Origin of the sequence: Cellulosimicrobium composti, assembly GCF_009711085.1 — a bacterium.
Lineage (GTDB): Bacteria > Actinomycetota > Actinomycetes > Actinomycetales > Cellulomonadaceae > Cellulosimicrobium > Cellulosimicrobium composti.
The window spans coordinates 126,460-141,230 of the sequence record NZ_WMKA01000003.1; the positions used below are offsets into that span (position 1 = coordinate 126,460).

The 14,771-nt window shown below is 76.2% G+C and carries 17 protein-coding genes; 9 read left to right on the top strand and 8 right to left on the bottom strand.

Features of this window, described 5'->3' with window-relative positions; all coding sequences use genetic code 11:
- The first annotated feature begins 80 nt into the window (after window positions 1-80).
- The 3 genes from GJV82_RS02245 (at window position 81) to GJV82_RS02255 (ending at window position 2,814) form a co-directional block, all read left to right on the top strand.
- Window positions 81-878 carry an ABC transporter ATP-binding protein gene (locus GJV82_RS02245; RefSeq protein ID WP_155098086.1) on the top strand — a complete coding sequence of 266 codons (798 nt, stop codon included), beginning with the start codon at window positions 81-83 and terminating at the stop codon, window positions 876-878.
- A 111-nt stretch (window positions 879-989) separates the two neighbouring features.
- Window positions 990-1,427, top strand: a complete 438-nt coding sequence (locus tag GJV82_RS02250) for a YciI family protein (protein ID WP_155098087.1) — start codon at window positions 990-992, stop codon at window positions 1,425-1,427.
- 28 nt (window positions 1,428-1,455) lie between these two features.
- Window positions 1,456-2,814: an RNA polymerase sigma factor gene (locus tag GJV82_RS02255; RefSeq protein WP_155098088.1), complete on the top strand. Its 1,359-nt coding sequence runs from the start codon at window positions 1,456-1,458 to the stop codon at window positions 2,812-2,814.
- Here the strand turns inward: GJV82_RS02255 and GJV82_RS02260 are convergent.
- From GJV82_RS02260 to GJV82_RS02285, 6 genes are all read right to left on the bottom strand, one after another.
- Window positions 2,811-3,092: a hypothetical protein gene (locus GJV82_RS02260; RefSeq protein ID WP_155098089.1), complete on the bottom strand. Its 282-nt coding sequence runs from the start codon at window positions 3,090-3,092 to the stop codon at window positions 2,811-2,813. The two genes, GJV82_RS02255 and GJV82_RS02260, sit on opposite strands and share 4 nt — an antisense overlap.
- A gap of 12 nt (window positions 3,093-3,104) precedes the next feature.
- Window positions 3,105-3,332, bottom strand: a complete 228-nt coding sequence (locus tag GJV82_RS02265) for a hypothetical protein (RefSeq protein ID WP_155098090.1) — start codon at window positions 3,330-3,332, stop codon at window positions 3,105-3,107.
- Entirely contained in the window at window positions 3,319-3,522 is a 204-nt protein-coding gene (locus tag GJV82_RS02270) for a hypothetical protein (RefSeq protein WP_155098091.1), read from the bottom strand. The genes GJV82_RS02265 and GJV82_RS02270 overlap by 14 nt, the downstream gene beginning before the upstream one ends.
- Window positions 3,519-4,436 carry a Rho termination factor N-terminal domain-containing protein gene (locus tag GJV82_RS02275; RefSeq protein ID WP_155098092.1) on the bottom strand — a complete coding sequence of 306 codons (918 nt, stop codon included), beginning with the start codon at window positions 4,434-4,436 and terminating at the stop codon, window positions 3,519-3,521. The genes GJV82_RS02270 and GJV82_RS02275 overlap by 4 nt, the downstream gene beginning before the upstream one ends.
- A gap of 231 nt (window positions 4,437-4,667) precedes the next feature.
- Window positions 4,668-5,717: an aldo/keto reductase gene (locus GJV82_RS02280; RefSeq protein WP_155098093.1), complete on the bottom strand. Its 1,050-nt coding sequence runs from the start codon at window positions 5,715-5,717 to the stop codon at window positions 4,668-4,670.
- Between the two features lie 98 nt (window positions 5,718-5,815).
- Window positions 5,816-6,841 (bottom strand): 3-oxoacyl-[acyl-carrier-protein] synthase III C-terminal domain-containing protein, encoded by a 1,026-nt coding sequence (locus tag GJV82_RS02285; RefSeq protein ID WP_155098094.1) that lies wholly within the window; start codon window positions 6,839-6,841, stop codon window positions 5,816-5,818.
- Window positions 6,842-6,928: 87 nt separating this feature from the next.
- Here GJV82_RS02285 and GJV82_RS02290 point away from each other — a divergent pair, with 87 nt between their 5' ends.
- The 3 genes from GJV82_RS02290 to GJV82_RS02300 all read left to right on the top strand — a co-directional run bounded on the left by GJV82_RS02290 (window position 6,929) and on the right by GJV82_RS02300 (window position 9,989).
- Window positions 6,929-7,945 carry a hypothetical protein gene (locus GJV82_RS02290; protein ID WP_143314175.1) on the top strand — a complete coding sequence of 339 codons (1,017 nt, stop codon included), beginning with the start codon at window positions 6,929-6,931 and terminating at the stop codon, window positions 7,943-7,945.
- Window positions 7,946-8,048: 103 nt separating this feature from the next.
- Window positions 8,049-8,465 carry a TIGR03618 family F420-dependent PPOX class oxidoreductase gene (locus tag GJV82_RS02295; RefSeq protein WP_024838874.1) on the top strand — a complete coding sequence of 139 codons (417 nt, stop codon included), beginning with the start codon at window positions 8,049-8,051 and terminating at the stop codon, window positions 8,463-8,465.
- Between the two features lie 111 nt (window positions 8,466-8,576).
- The gene (locus GJV82_RS02300) at window positions 8,577-9,989 is read left to right on the top strand and encodes a serine hydrolase domain-containing protein (protein WP_155098095.1); all 1,413 of its coding nucleotides are present in this window, start codon (window positions 8,577-8,579) and stop codon (window positions 9,987-9,989) included.
- A 67-nt stretch (window positions 9,990-10,056) separates the two neighbouring features.
- Here GJV82_RS02300 and GJV82_RS02305 read toward each other — a convergent pair whose 3' ends face one another.
- Window positions 10,057-10,809: a FadR/GntR family transcriptional regulator gene (locus GJV82_RS02305; protein WP_318657186.1), complete on the bottom strand. Its 753-nt coding sequence runs from the start codon at window positions 10,807-10,809 to the stop codon at window positions 10,057-10,059.
- A 165-nt stretch (window positions 10,810-10,974) separates the two neighbouring features.
- Here GJV82_RS02305 and GJV82_RS02310 point away from each other — a divergent pair, with 165 nt between their 5' ends.
- The 3 genes from GJV82_RS02310 to GJV82_RS02320 are packed head-to-tail and all read left to right on the top strand — an operon-like array spanning window position 10,975 to window position 14,038.
- The gene (locus GJV82_RS02310) at window positions 10,975-11,766 is read left to right on the top strand and encodes a (Fe-S)-binding protein (protein ID WP_155098096.1); all 792 of its coding nucleotides are present in this window, start codon (window positions 10,975-10,977) and stop codon (window positions 11,764-11,766) included.
- Window positions 11,763-13,373 carry a LutB/LldF family L-lactate oxidation iron-sulfur protein gene (locus tag GJV82_RS02315; RefSeq protein WP_155098097.1) on the top strand — a complete coding sequence of 537 codons (1,611 nt, stop codon included), beginning with the start codon at window positions 11,763-11,765 and terminating at the stop codon, window positions 13,371-13,373. Before GJV82_RS02310 ends, GJV82_RS02315 begins: the two co-directional genes overlap by 4 nt.
- Complete coding sequence (locus GJV82_RS02320; protein ID WP_318657187.1) at window positions 13,370-14,038, top strand: LutC/YkgG family protein; 669 nt, start codon at window positions 13,370-13,372, stop codon at window positions 14,036-14,038. The genes GJV82_RS02315 and GJV82_RS02320 overlap by 4 nt, the downstream gene beginning before the upstream one ends.
- A 17-nt stretch (window positions 14,039-14,055) precedes the next feature.
- Here the strand turns inward: GJV82_RS02320 and GJV82_RS02325 are convergent, their stop codons facing one another.
- Window positions 14,056-14,679 (bottom strand): NUDIX hydrolase, encoded by a 624-nt coding sequence (locus GJV82_RS02325; RefSeq protein ID WP_318657188.1) that lies wholly within the window; start codon window positions 14,677-14,679, stop codon window positions 14,056-14,058.
- Window positions 14,680-14,771 lie beyond the last annotated feature (92 nt).

Here is a 14,771-nt window from a genome sequence, read left to right on the forward strand (position 1 = left end):
GAACTCCGCGGTAGCGTCGTTCGTCGGACGTGCGGGACCCCCGGACCGCCCGCCCGGCCCCGACGACCAGAAGGTGACCCATGAGCACGACTGCGACCCCGATCCTGCGCGCCACCGGCCTCGCGGCCGGCTACGGAGGACCCGACGTCGTGAGCGGGGTCGACCTCGACGTGACGCCCGGCGCGGCGCCGGTCGGGATCGTCGGCGAGTCGGGCGCGGGCAAGTCGACGATCGTGCGTGCGCTCGTCGGGCTCGTGCGCCCGACCGCGGGGCACGTCACGTACGCCGGGCGCACCGTCACCAAGCTCTCGCGCCGCGACAAGAAGCAGTTCACGGCCGACGTGCGCCGCGTCTCCCAGGACGGTCTCGCGGGGATCGGGATCGACCCGCGCTGGACCGTGGACCGCACGCTGTCCGCGGCGCTCAAGGACGCGCGCAAGGCCGGACGGCCCAGCGGCCGGTCCGTCCAGGAGCTGCTCGGCGACGTCGCGCTCGAGCCGCGCTACGCGCCGCGCACGGTCCACTCCCTGTCCGGCGGGGAGAAGCAGCGCGTCGCGCTCGCCGTCGCGCTCGCGACGCGCCCGCGCGCCCTGCTCCTCGACGAGCCCCTCACCGCCGTCGACCCCGCGATGCGCGGAGACGTCGTGCGCCGCCTCGCCGGCGCGACGGCCGCGCTCGGCACCGCGGTGCTGCTCGTCTCGCACGACCTCGAGCTCGTCGAGCGCCTGTGCCCCACGGTCCACGTGCTCGCGGACGGGACGTTCGTGTCCTCCGGTCCGCTGCGCGACGTCTTCTCCGGCGCCGCCCCGGGCTCCGACCACCCCGCGGTCCGCGGGCTCGCCGAGGCCGCGCCGCTCGCCGTCCAGCGCTTCCGCTGACCCGGGAGAGCTCGTCAGCGGTCCGTGTCGAAATCCGGGCGGGCCGTCCGACGTGCAGGTGAAGGCACCCCACGGCATAGGGTCGTGGAGGCACTCACCGAGGAGGCAGTCATGCGAGTCATGGTCATGATCACGGGCCACGGGGCGGACGAGGACAAGATCGCCCCGACGCAGGAGATGCTCGCCCAGATGGGCGCGTACAACGAGGAACTCGTCAAGGCCGGCATCATGCTCGACGGCCAGGGGCTGCAGCCCACGTCGAAGGGCGCGCGGGTCGTGTTCCGCGGCGGCGAGACGTCGGTCGTCGACGGGCCGTTCACCGAGTCCAAGGAGATCGTCGCCGGGTACTGGATCTGGCAGGTCTCCTCGCTCGAGGAGGCCGTCGAGTGGGCCCGGAAGTGCCCGAGCGACCCGAACCTGGGGCTCGAGGAGGTGCTCGAGATCCGGCCGATCTTCGAGGCCGAGGACTTCCGGGCGGAGTACACGCCCGAGCAGCGCGAGAAGGACGAGCGCCTCGCCGAGCAGATCCGCGCGCAGCACGGCGCCTGACGCGCCGCCGTCGGGAGCGGGCACGACGATGACCGACGTCTCGCGCACCGTCGAGGCCGTGTGGCGCATCGAGTCGCCGCGCCTCGTCGCGGGCCTCGCCCGGACGCTCCGCGACGTGGGCCTCGCCGAGGAGGTCGCGCAGGAGGCGTTCGTCGCGGCGCTCGAGCAGTGGCCCGCGCAGGGCGTGCCCGACAACCCCGGTGCGTGGCTCACGACGGTCGCGCGCCGGCGCGCCGTCGACCTGGTCCGCCGCGAGCGCACGCGCGACGAGAAGTACGCGCGGCTCGCGGCGGGCCTCGCCGCGCCCGGGTCGGGCACGACGCCCGTCGCGCACCCGGGCGACGGCGCGGCCGCCCTCGTCGGGTCCGTCCCGGCGCCGGACGCGATCGTCGACGACCCGGTGGGCGACGACCTGCTCGCGCTCGTCCTCGTCGCGTGCCACCCCGTGCTCCCCCGCGAGTCGCGCGTGGCGCTCACGCTGCGTCTCGTCGGTGGCCTGACGACCGACGAGGTCGCGCGCGCGTTCCTCGTCCCGTCCGCGACGGTCGGGCAGCGCATCTCGCGCGCGAAGCGGACGCTCGCCGAGGCGAACGTCCCCGTCGAGGTCCCGCACGCCGACGAGCTCGCCGAGCGCGTGCCCGCGGTGCTGGAGGTCGTGTACCTCGTGTTCACGGAGGGCTACGCGGCGACGTCCGGAGAGGAGTGGGTGCGGCGCGAGCTCGCCGAGGACGCGATGCGCCTCGGCCGCGTCCTCGCGGGCCTGCTGCCGGGCGAGCCCGAGGTGCACGGGCTCGTGGCGCTCATGGCGCTGCAGGCGTCGCGCTTCCGCGCGCGCACCGGCCCGGACGGCGAGGCGGTGCTGCTCCAGGACCAGGACCGCTCGCGCTGGGACCGACTGCTCGTGCGGCACGGGCTCGCGGCGCTCGACCGGGCGCTCGCGCTCGGGACCCGCACCGGCCGGGCGCTCGGCCCCTACTCGCTCCAGGCCGCGATCGCGGCGTGCCACGCGCGCGCGGCGTCCTGGGAGGACACCGACTGGGAGGCGATCGCCGCGCTCTACGACGCGCTCGCGACGGTGGCGCCCTCCCCCGTCGTCGAGCTCAACCGGGCCGTCGCGGTGGGCTTCGCGGACGGCCCCGAGGCGGCGCTCGCCGTGCTCGACGGCGTCGCGGACGACCCGCGCCTGGCCCGCCACCACCTGTACGGGGCGGTGCGCGGCGACCTGCTCGTGCGGCTCGGGCGCCACCGCGAGGCCGCCGACGTGCTCGAACGGGCCGCAGCGCTCGCCCCGACCCCGCGCGAGCGGCGGCTCCTGCGCGAGCGCGCCGCGGCGGCGTCCGACCCCGGGGACGACCTGCCGGGCCCCCGCCCGGCCGCGCGACGCTAGCGACGGCCCGTGGGGCGCGCCCGTGCCGCGCGCCCGACGTGGCCGTCGAGGCCGGAGACGATGGCCTCCGCGGCCGCGAGGTCGCGGCCGAGGATCGGGGCGGGGCGGCGCACGCGCGGATGCCCGGGGGCGCGCGGGACGCCCGGCGAGACCTCGACGACGCGCCGCGTGCCACCCCCGTCGTCCGACCCGGGCAGGTCGGTGATGTCGACGACGCCCTCCACGCGCAGCAGCGGGATCCGCAGGAGCCGGGCGAGGAGGTGGATCTCGATACGCATGGCGTCCGCCCGCTAGCCGCCGAGGCGGATGTCCTCGTCGGGCTCCACGTCGCCGGGCCCGGTCCTCGGGCGCGAGCCCGACGACACGCCGTCGCCCTCCTCCAGGCGCTCGCGCAGCCGTGCCGCGAACGCCCGGGCCCCCGCCTCGATCTGGGCCCACCGCTCCCGGCCGGCCCGGGTTCCCACGACGTATCCCAGCCCGAAGAACACCGCGCGCCCGAGCGTCTTACTCCCCAGCATCGTCGTCCCCCTGCTGCCGGGTGCGGATGGCGGAGACCGCCGCGCTGGCCGCCGTCACCGCGGCGAGGGACCCGAGCGTCACGAGGCCCGACCGCACCATGTCCGGGCCGGAGCGCTTCTTCTGCAGCCCGAGCGCCTCGCGCGCCCGGTCGAGGAACGTCTTCCTCCGGAACATCCCCGTCAGGTTCATGATGCCCTCGCCTCCTGCTCGTGCTCGTCGGAGTGCTTGCGGATCGCCGAGACGACGGCCTGCTTGCGCATCGACGAGGTGAGCTCCAGGCCCATCTCGCGGGCGAGCTCGAGCAGCTTGTCCTTCGTCATGTCGTCGAGGTCCAGCGGGTCGGTGTCCGCGTCCGCGCCGAGCCGACGGCCCTCGCCGAGGGCGGCCTCGCGACGCTCCTCGGCGGCGTCGACCCGCTGCCGGGCCCGCTCCGCCTCGGCCTCCGCCTGCTCGGCGAGGCGCTCGGCCCGCTCCCGAGCCTCCTCGGCCGCGGCCCGCGCGGCGGCGGCCGCCTCCTCCGCGAGCTCGCGTGCCCTCGCCATCTCCCGACGTGCCTGCTCGATGGCCTGCTCCGCCCGGGCACGCGCCCGCTCGGCCTCCTCCTCGGCCTGCTCCACGCGGCGTCTCACCTGCGCCTCGACCTCCGCGACCCGGCGCGCGGTGGACTGCTCGGCCTGCGCGCGCTTCGCCGCGACGTACTCGTCCGCCTCGCGCTGCGACTCCGCGACGACCTGGGCGACCTCGCGGTCGGCGTCGTCGCGGGCCGTCTCGAGCTGTCTGCTCCCCTCCTCCTCCGCGGCGCTCAGGGCGTCCGCGCGCTCCTTCGCCTCGCGGGCGGCCTCGTGCGCGCGCAGCTCGAGCTCGTGCACCCGCTCCATCGCGGAGTCCACGCGGCTCGACCTGCGCTCGACGCGGTCGCCGAACGGGTTGACGTCCGCCACGGCCGTGGCCGCGCGCTGGCCGGCGGCCTGCACGGTCTGGCCGGCGGACCGTGCCGGGTTCGTGACCCCGGCGTCCAGCGCCCACAGGATGTTGCGCGGGAGATCGGTCAGGCCGCGTCGCGCCGTGCGCCCCAGCCAGACCATCGGGTTGGTCCTGGTCATCGGCTCCTCCTCGCCTCGGTGAGGGCCGCTGCGGCAGTACCTGGTCGACGACCGCCGCGGCCGCTCGGGGCGGCCGGGCCAGAGGGGGCGCCGACCCGGTGGCACGTCGGCGCGACGAGTGGTCACGACACGCCCCCTCCTGCTAGGAGACGGCAACTGCGCCGACTTCGCACGCCGTCGCGGCGTCACGCCACCGAGGAGCCGACCCGGCGACGCTCCGCGCGCGGGCCGCTACGCGGTGAGGACCGCCTCGATCGCGCCGACCTCGTCCGCCGTGAGCGCGGGCGCGGCGAGCGCCGCGACGTTGCTCTCGAGCTGGCGGACGCTGCTCGCGCCGACCAGCGCGGAGGTGACGCGGTCGTCGCGCAGCACCCAGGTGAGCGCGAGCTGTGCGAGGGTCTGGCCGCGGTCGCCGGCGATCTCGTCCAGCGCCCGCGCGCGCTCGAGGTACGCCTCGTCGAGGTTCCGCTCCGACAGGAACGGCGAGTCGGGGCGCGCGGCGCGCGACCCTTCCGGCGCCGACCCGGACAGGTAGCGGTCCGTGAGCAGGCCCTGCTGGAGCGGCGAGAACACGATGGTGCCCACGCCGAGGTCGCCCACGACGTCGAGCAGCGACTCGCTCTGCACGCCGTCGTACGGGTCGTCGTGCGCGGGGTCCTCGACGTGCCGGTTGAGCATCGAGTAGCTGGGCTGGTGGATGAGGAGCGGGGTGCCGAGGTCGGCGAGGATCGCGGCCGCCTCGCGCGTGCGGGCGGGCGAGTAGTTGGACACGCCGACGTACAGCGCCTTGCCCTGCTGCACGGCGTCGTGCAGGGCCCGCATGGACTCCTCGAGCGGCGTGCTCGGGTCCGGGCGGTGGTGGTAGAAGACGTCCACGTAGTCGAGGTTCATCCGCCGCAGCGACTGCTCGAGCGAGGACAGCAGGTACTTGCGCGAGCCGCCGTCGCCGTACGGCCCGGGCCACATGTCGTAGCCCGCCTTGGAGGAGATGACGAGCTCGTCGCGGTAGGCGCCGAGGTCCTGGGCGAGGTGGCGACCGAAGTTCTCCTCGGCCGAGCCGTACGGCGGGCCGTAGTTGTTCGCGAGGTCGAAGTGCGTGATGCCGAGGTCGAACGCGCGGCGCAGCACGGCGCGCTGGGTGTCGAACGGGGTGACGTCACCAAAGTTGTGCCAGAGCCCGAGCGAGATCGCGGGCAGGTCGAGGCCGCTGCGCCCCGTGCTTCGGTAGGTCATCGAGTCGTAGCGGTCGTCGGCGGCGACGTAGCGGGGGGCGAGAGGCATGGGCCCCATTCTGCCCCGCCCCGCGCCCCCGCAGGCGTCGGCCGGGACGGACCGCGACAGACCGGGCCGCCCGCGGCGGCCGGCGGGACCGCCCGTGGTCAGCGCGTCGGCGTCTCCACGACCTGGCCCGCCCACGCGAACCCGCCGCCGAAGCCGAAGAGCAGCGCGGGGACGCCCGCGGGGATCCTGCCGGCGTGCCACCACTTGGAGAGCCCGAGCGGGATGGACGCGGCGGAGGTGTTGCCCGACTCGACGATGTCCGTCACGACGACCTTCGACTCCAGGCCGAGCGCCTTGGCGAGGGGCTCGATGATGCGCAGGTTCGCCTGGTGCGCGACGAGCACCTCGATGTTGTCGAGCGAGACGCCGGAGCGCTCGACGACGGTGCGCGCGCGGTCGGCGGCGCGCGTGATCGCCCACTTGAAGACGGCGCGGCCGTCCTGGGCGAACTTCTCGTGCGGCGTCTCGATGAGCACGGCGGGCGTGAGGTCGGGCTCGGAGCCCCACGTCACGGGTCCGACGCCGGGCTCGTCCGTCGCGCGCAGCACCGCGGCGCCCGCGCCGTCGGCGGTGAGGATGCACGTGCTGCGGTCGGTCCAGTCGGTGAACGCGGTGAGCTTCTCCGCGCCGATCACGACGGCCGTGCGCGCGGAGCCGGCGCGGATCGCCTGGTCGGCGAGGCCGACGGAGTGGGCGAAGCCGGAGCACGCGACGTTGACGTCGAGCACCGCGGGCCCGACGACGCCGCGCAGGTCGAGCTCGGACGCCTCCTCAGGCGTGGACTGCCCGGGCATGACGCCGGTGCGCAGGTGGTAGGCGACGCGGCCGGCGGTGTTGGGCGAGCGGTCGGTCGCGGTGGCGGTGGCGACGACGACGAGGTCGACCTCGGCGGGGTCGACGCCCGCGTCGTCGAGCGCGTGGCGGGCGGCCGCGGTGGCCATGTCGGCGACGGTCGTGTCCTCGTCGGCGACGTGGCGCGTGACGATGCCCGTGCGCGAGCGGATCCACTCGTCGTTCGTCTCGACGAGCTGCGCGATGTCGTCGTTGGTGAGGGTCTTCTCGGGCTGGAAGTGACCGAGTCCGACGATGCGCGACCCGGCCGCGCCGGTGGCGGGAGTGAGCATGAGGTGATCATGTCACGCGGCCACCCTTCCCCATGACCTACCCTCTGCATTACCTTTGCTTGACCTGAACCGGAGGAGGTGGTGGTGATGACGGAGGACGTCCCCGACTGGGGCTCGGTGACGGAGCCCGCGGCGGACCCGGTGGGGCTCCCGGGGAACCCGGGGTTCCTCAGCCCGCTCGTCCCGGCGTTCGCGGTCCGGGACCCGCGCGGGCGGCCGGTCGTCGAGACGCCGCTCTCGCCGCGCGCCCAGACGCTGTACCTCGCGCGCCTCGTCGCGTCGGCCGGCGTGCTCGTGGCGCCGGTCGCCGGGGCCGCGCTCACGCTGCTCGCGGGCCACCTCCTCGGGTCCGGCGCCCTGCCGGACGGCCGACCCGCGCCCTGGTGGCTCGTGCTCGCGCTCGCGGTGGTCGCGCTCGTGCCGGGCACGCTCCTGATCGGCGTCCACACCGTCGCGCTCGCGGCGACCGGCTCGTCCCGCGTCGGCTCGCGCCTCACGGCGGCCACCGCCCTCCTGGCGGTCGCGCTCGGCGCCGGGACGGTCGTGGCGCTCGACCGGGCCGGCGTCGAGCACCCGCTCGCGCGCGGCCTGGAGCCGCTGCCGCTCGCGGCCCTCGCGCTCACCGCCCTGCTCGCGCTCGCCGGGGGCGGCGCGGCGGTCGCGGCGACGCTCGCGGCCCGGCGCGAGGCGCACGCCGTCCAGGACCGCCTGCGCGCGCTGCGGCGCGACGGGATGCGCACGGAGGGACGCCTGGAGAGCGTGCGGTACCACGGCAGGTGGACCGACGACGGTCGCCCGCGCCTCGACGCGACCGTCACCTACGGCACCCCGGGAGCCGAGCGTCGCGTCGACCTCCTGCTCGTCGCCCCCGCGGACCGCGTGCCCCTGCCCGGCGCACCGGTCGTCGTCGTGCACGACCCCGCCGACGAGCCCACGGGACACGGCACGGCCCCCGGACCCGGCGGCCCGGGCCCCGCCGCGCCCGGCGGCACGAGCCGCGGCCGATGGCTCGACGACGTCGTCCTCGTCGAGCTCGACCAGTCGCGCCCCGTCGCCTACGACCCCGACGTCGCGGCGTACGCGCGCGCCGGGGCCGAGGACTGAGCGCCGGCCCGCGCGGCGGGCGGACCCGCCCGCGGCGAGGTCGGCGAGCGGCCGGTGCGTGACGTAGCGTCGGGTCGTCCCGCCCCCGACCCGAGGAGCCGTCGTGTCCCGTCCCCCGCTGCCCGCCCGCCTCGTCGACCTGCTGCGCCGCCCGAACGCGGCCGTCATGGCGACGGTGCGCTCCGACGGCGCCCCCGTCACCGCGGCCACGTGGTACGTGTGGGAGGACGACGGCCGCGTGCTCGTCAACCTCGACGAGTCGCGCGTGCGCCTCAAGCACCTGCAGCGCGACCCGCGCGTCTCGCTCACGGTCCTCGACGAGAACTGGTACACGCACGTGACGCTCATCGGCCGCGTCGTGGAGCTGCGCGCCGACGAGGGCCTGGCCGACATCGACCGGATCTCGTCCCACTACACGGGGCACGGCTACCCGAACCGGCACAGCCCGCGCGTCAGCGCGTGGATCGAGGTCGAGCGCTGGTACGGCTGGGGCGACGCGCGGACCGCCGGCGACGCGTAGCCACGGCCGCCCGACCGCGTGAGGTAGTCGCGGGCGGGCGCGCACGGACCGAACCGGCCCGGCGAGCCCGCCCGTCACCCGAGGACCGGCCCTCGTGGCCAGGAGGTATCCATGACCGCACCCGCGCCCGAGGCGCACGGGATCCCGTCCACGGCCGTCCTCGACCTCCTGGACACGCTCGAGGGGTCCGGGCTCGACCCGCACGGGCTCGTCGTCGCGCGCGACGGCGTCCCGGTCGTCGAGGCGGCGTGGGCGCCGCACGACGCGCGCGTGCCCGGCCTCGTGTACTCGGTGTCGAAGACGTTCACGGCGATCGCCGTGGGGCACCTCGTCGCGGAGGGCCGCCTCGCCGTCGACGACCGCGTCGGCCCGCTGCTCGGCCTGCCCGACCCGACGGGGCTCACCGTCGAGCACCTGCTGACGATGAGCACCGGGCACTCGGCGGAGCAGGTCGAGGAGATCGGGTTCGACCTCCCCCGCCTGCTCGCGACCCCGCCCGCGCACGCGCCCGGGACGCGCTTCGTCTACAGCTCGCCCGCGACGCGCGCGCTGTCGGCGGTCGTGACGGCCGTCACGGGCGAGCGGCTGCTCGACTACCTGCGCCCGCGCGTGCTCGACCCGCTGGGCGTCGAGCACCCGTGGTGGGTGCCGATCGACGACCTCGACCAGGGGTTCTCCGGGCTCCACGCGACGACGCGCGACGTGAGCCGTCTCGCCGTCGCGCTCGCCGACGGCGGCCGGTACGGGGGCGTGCAGGTCGTCCCGTCCGCGTGGCTGGCCGAGATGCGCGTGCCGCGGTCGGACACGAGCGCGTCCGACGAGGCGGCCGACTGGAGGCTCGGCTACGGCTACCAGGTGTGGTCGAGCCGGTACGGGTTCCGGGCCGACGGCGCGTACGGGCAGTTCGCGCTCGCGGTGCCCGAGCGCGGGCTCGCGGTCGGCTACCGCGGCGCGACGCGGGACACGCCGGCCGTGCTGGAGGCGTTCTGGGCGTTCGTCGAGCGCGCGGGCACGGACGCGACCCCGCTGCCGCCCGACCCCGCCGCGGCCGGCCGCCTTGCCGCACGGGTCGCGGCGCTCGACGCGTGGCCGGCGATCCTCGACCGTCCGCTCGACCCGGAGCCGACGCCCCAGGACGTGCTCAGCCCCGTGCCGTGGACGCTGCTCGCCGCGGGTGACGCGGGGTCGCCCGGCGGCTGGACGGTCGACGTCGGTGGCCAGCGCGTGCCCGTCTCCCCCGACGCGTGGACCACGAGCGTCCTGCCCTGGCCCCACGCCGAGGCGGGCAGCCCGGCCACGGCGGGTCCGGTCGCCGACCCCGTGCTCGTCCTCTCGACGCGCGGGCGGGCGCTGCCCGACGACTCCGTCGAGGTGCACGTCGTGGTCCCCACGTCGCCGCACCGCCTCGTCGCGACCGGGCGCCCGGGCGGGCGCCTGACCCTCGCATGGCACACGACGCCGCTGTGGCACCCGAGCCTCACGACGCTCGTCGTCCCCGCCGCGCACGCCGCGTCCGTCCTCTGACCTCCGGCGAGACGGTCGTGCCCACGGCCCCCGGCCCCGCCGTCGAGGACGAGGACGACACCGGCTGTCAGAGGCCGGTCTCGGCGTAGAAGCCCTCGATGTGCGCGCGCACGGCGGTGGCCGCGCGCTCGCCGTCGCCCGCGGCGACGGCGTCGAGCACCGCGCGGTGCTCGGCGCGCAGGCGCGCGGCGGTCCGCTCCCAGGACGGCAGGGCCGCGCTCCCCCGGGCGACGTAGGACTCGACCGCGCCGCGCAGTCCCGTCATGATCGCCTCCACGAGCGCGTTGCCGGAGAGCCGGACGAGCAGCACGTGGAACGTCGCGTCGAGCTCGCGGAACGCGTCGGCGGGCAGCGCCGGGTCGTCCATGCGGTCGAGGAGCGCGCGCGCCTGGCCGAGGACGCCCGCGACGCCGTCGTCGGCACCGTCGCCCTCGGCCCTGTCGTCGTCGGCGCCGTCAGGCGCGGACGCGCGCGCGACCCGCGCGCCCGCGGCCCGCGCCGCCCACGTCTCGAGCAGCACGCGCGTCTCGACGACGTCGCGCACCGCGAGCGTCCCGGACGCCACGTGCAGCCGCACGGCCGCGCCGAGGCCCGCGGCGGGCCGGTCGATCACCGTCGCCCCGGCGTCGGGCCCGGACCCGACGGCCGTGCGCACGATGCCCATGGCCTCGAGCACGCGGATGGCCTCGCGCACCGACGGCCGCGAGACGCCGAGCTCGTCGGCGAGCGACCGCTCCGCGGGGAGCCGCTCGCCGAGCGCCCAGCGGCCCGCGGCGAGGTCCGCCTCGATCCGGGCGAGGACGCGTTCGTGGGTGCGCACGCGCCCAGGGTAGGCGACCTGTGGTCAGACCACACCGCCGGCGATGGTCTACAGTGGCGACCTGTGGTCAGACCACACCCGCGGCGCCTCACCGCGGGGTCCCGGCGCGCGGCGGGGACGCGGCGCGACTAGACTGGACCCGACACACCGTCTCCCGGAGCAACGATGCGCATAGCCCTCACCGCGACCTGTCTCGGCGACGTGATGTTCCCCCAGGCGCCGCGCGCCACCGCGCTCCTGCTCGAACGGCTGGGGCACGAGGTGTTCTTCCCCGAGCGCCAGGCGTGCTGCGGCCAGATGCACGTCAACACCGGCTACCTCGACGAGGCCGTGCCCGTCGTGCGCAACCACGTCGAGGCGTTCTCCCCCGTGCTCGACGGCGAGTGGGACGCGATCGTCGTGCCGTCCGGATCGTGCACCGGCTCCGTGCGGCACCAACAGGGCATGGTCTGCCGACGCGCCGGCCTCGACGACCTCGCGCGCACCGCCGACGCGGTCGCCGCGAAGACGTACGAGCTCTCCGAGCTGCTCGTCGACGTGCTCGGCGTGACCGACGTCGGTGCCTACTTCCCGCACCGGGTCACGTACCACCCGACGTGCCACTCGCTGCGCATGCTGCACGTGGGCGACAAGCCCCTGCGGCTCCTGCGCGCCGTCGAGGGCATCGACCTCGTCGAGCTGCCCGCGGCCGAGTCGTGCTGCGGGTTCGGCGGCACGTTCGCGCTGAAGAACGCCGAGACCTCGACGGCGATGCTCGCCGACAAGATGACGCACGTGAAGGCGACGGGCGCCGAGGTCCTCACCGCCGGAGACGCGTCGTGCCTCATGCACATCGGCGGTGGCCTGTCGCGCATCCGCGCGGGCGTGCGCACGCTGCACCTCGCGGAGATCCTCGCGTCCACGAAGGACGCGCCCGCCCCGGTCGCGGCCGGCGCGACGGACGGGAGCGCGCGATGACCCGGACGTTCCTCGGCCTGCCCGTCCGGCGCGGCGCACGCACCCTGCCCGACGACGTCGCGCATCCGGGCGGGCACGGCACCTCCGCGAGCGCGGGCCGGGCGTCGGACGCGTTCGGCGACGTGCCGCACCCGGACGCCCCCCTGCGGTGGGGAGACGCGTTCCCCGACGCGGCCCGCGTGGCCCTCCAGAACACCCAGCTGCGCCGCAACCTCGCGCACGCGACCTCGACGATCCGGACCAAGCGCGCCGCCGTCGTGGGCGAGGTGCCGGACTGGGAGGCGCTGCGGGACGCGGGGTCGGCGATCAAGACCGACGTCATGGCGCGCCTGCCGGAGCTCCTCGAGGAGCTGGAGCGCAACGTCGTGGCGCGCGGCGGCGTCGTGCACTGGGCGCGCGACGCGGACGAGGCGAACCGGATCGTCGCGGACCTCGTGAAGGCGAAGGGCGTCGACGAGGTCGTCAAGGTGAAGTCCATGGCGACGCAGGAGACCGGCCTCAACGAGGCGCTCGCCGCCGAGGGGATCGCGGCGTACGAGACGGACCTCGCGGAGCTCATCGTGCAGCTCGCGGACGACATGCCGTCCCACATCCTCGTGCCCGCGATCCACCGCAACCGCGCCGAGATCCGCGAAATCTTCCTCGCGCGGATGGGCGACGCCCCGCCCGACCTGTCGGACGTGCCGCGCGAGCTCGCGATGGCCGCGCGCGCCCACCTGCGCCGCAAGTTCCTCTCGGCGAAGGTCGCGATCAGCGGCGCGAACTTCGGCGTCGCGGACACGGGGACGCTGACCGTCGTCGAGTCCGAGGGCAACGGCCGCATGTGCCTCACGCTCCCCGAGACGCTCATCACCGTCATGGGGATCGAGAAGGTCGTGCCCACGTACACCGACCTGGAGGTGTTCCTCCAGCTCCTGCCGCGGTCGTCCACGGGCGAGCGCATGAACCCCTACACGTCCCTGTGGACGGGCGTCACGCCCGGCGACGGCCCGCAGGAGTTCCACCTCGTGCTGCTCGACAACGGGCGCACCGACGTCCTCGCCGACGAGGTCGGGCGGGCCGCGCTGCACTGCATCCGCTGCTCGGCGTGCCTCAACGTGTGCCCGGTGTACGAGCGGGTGGGCGGCCACGCGTACGGGTCGGTGTACCCCGGCCCGATCGGCGCGATCCTCACGCCGCAGCTCACGAAGGCCTCCGGCGGGCTCTCGGGCCACGACGACCCGAACGCCTCGCTCCCCTACGCCTCGACGCTGTGCGGCGCGTGCTACGAGGTGTGCCCCGTGAAGATCGACATCCCGTCGATCCTCGTCGAGCTCCGCGCGCGCGAGGTCGACGCCGACCGCGGCCGCCCCACCGGGTGGGGCGCCGCGATGAAGGCGGCGTCGTTCGTCATGTCCGACGCGCGGCGGTTCGGGCTCGCGGGCAGGGCCGCGGGCCTGGGGCGCGTGGTCGCCGGGTCGTCGGGCCGGATCTCGACGCTCCCGCCGCCCGCGTCCGGCTGGACCCGCTCGCGCGACCTGCCCGCCCCCGCGCAGCAGACGTTCCGCGACTGGTGGCGCGACCGCCCGGTCGACGAGCCCCGCACCGAGGGGGGTGAGCGCCCGTGAGCGCGCGCGACGACGTCCTCGCGCGCGTGCGCGCCGCGCTCGGAGCACCGGCACCCGGCCCGGCGACAGGCCGCGCGACGGCGGGCACCGTGCCGCGCGCCTACCGCGAGCGCGGCGACCTGACGCCCGGGTCGCCGGAGGCGGTGGAGGTCCTCGTCGACCGGCTCGTCGACTACCGGGCGCACGTGCACCACGCTGCCGGCCCGGCCGACGTCGCCACGCTCGTCGGCGACCTGCTCGCCGACGCGACGTCCGTCGTCGTGCCCGCCGGCCTCGACGAGGCGTGGCTCGGGGGGCTGGGTGACGCGACCGCCGTCGTACGGGACGCGCGCGACGACCCGCGCACGCCCGACGAGCTCGACCGCACGGACGCCGTCGTGACCGCGGCCCGCGTCGCGATCGCCGACACGGGCACGATCGTCCTCGACGGCGAGCCCGACCAGGGCCGGCGGGCCGTCACGCTCGTCCCCGACGTGCACGTGTGCGTCGTGCGCACCGACCAGGTGGTGCAGACCGTGCCCGAGGCCGTGCGCCTGCTCGCCGCCCACCCCGAGCGCCCGCAGACGTGGATCAGCGGCCCCAGCGCGACGAGCGACATCGAGCTCTCGCGCGTCGAGGGCGTGCACGGACCGCGCACGCTCCACGTCGTGCTCGTCGGCGCCTGAGTGCCGCGGGCCGCCCGTCAGGCCCGACGGCGGTGGCGCACCTCGGCGAGCACCGTCGCGAGGCGCACCGGGAAGTCGTCCGGCGTCCCGGCGGGCAGCGCGTCCACGGGGAACCACGCGACGTCCTCGCTCTCGTCGCTCACGACGGTCCGCGCCCCCGGGTCCGCGAACGCGACGAAGCCCACGTCCCAGTGGGTGCGGCACGCGCCGAACGCCGCGGCGAGGTCGTGGCGGTGCACGTCGACGGGCGAGGACGGCGGCGCGCCGGTCGACGGGTCGGGGTCCGGGTCGAACGGCACGAGCGCGTCGAGGCCGCTCTCCTCGCGCGCCTCCCGGTACGCGGCGCCCGCGAGCGTCGTGTCGCACGGCTCGGTGTGCCCGCCGACCTGCACCCAGAACCGGCCCTTGCGGTGGAAGCACAGCAGCACGTGGTCGAGGTCGGGGCTGAGGACGAAGCAGCTCGCCGTGAGGTGCTGCGGGCCGCCGTCGCGGCGCACCGCCTCGGCGCGCGGGCCGGCGTCGCCGCGGACGAACGCGCGGTACTGCGCCGCGAGCGCCTCCTGGCGGGGGTCCACCGGCTGCCACCGGTCGAGGCGGTCGAGGGCGTCGCGGGCGAGCAGGGCTGCGGGGTCGGCGGTCACCGGGGAAGGGTACGCCCGGACCCGCGACCGCCTTCTGCGCCCGCGGCGACCCCCGTCCGGGCCGGGGGGTCGCGCGCGCTGCGACAATAGTG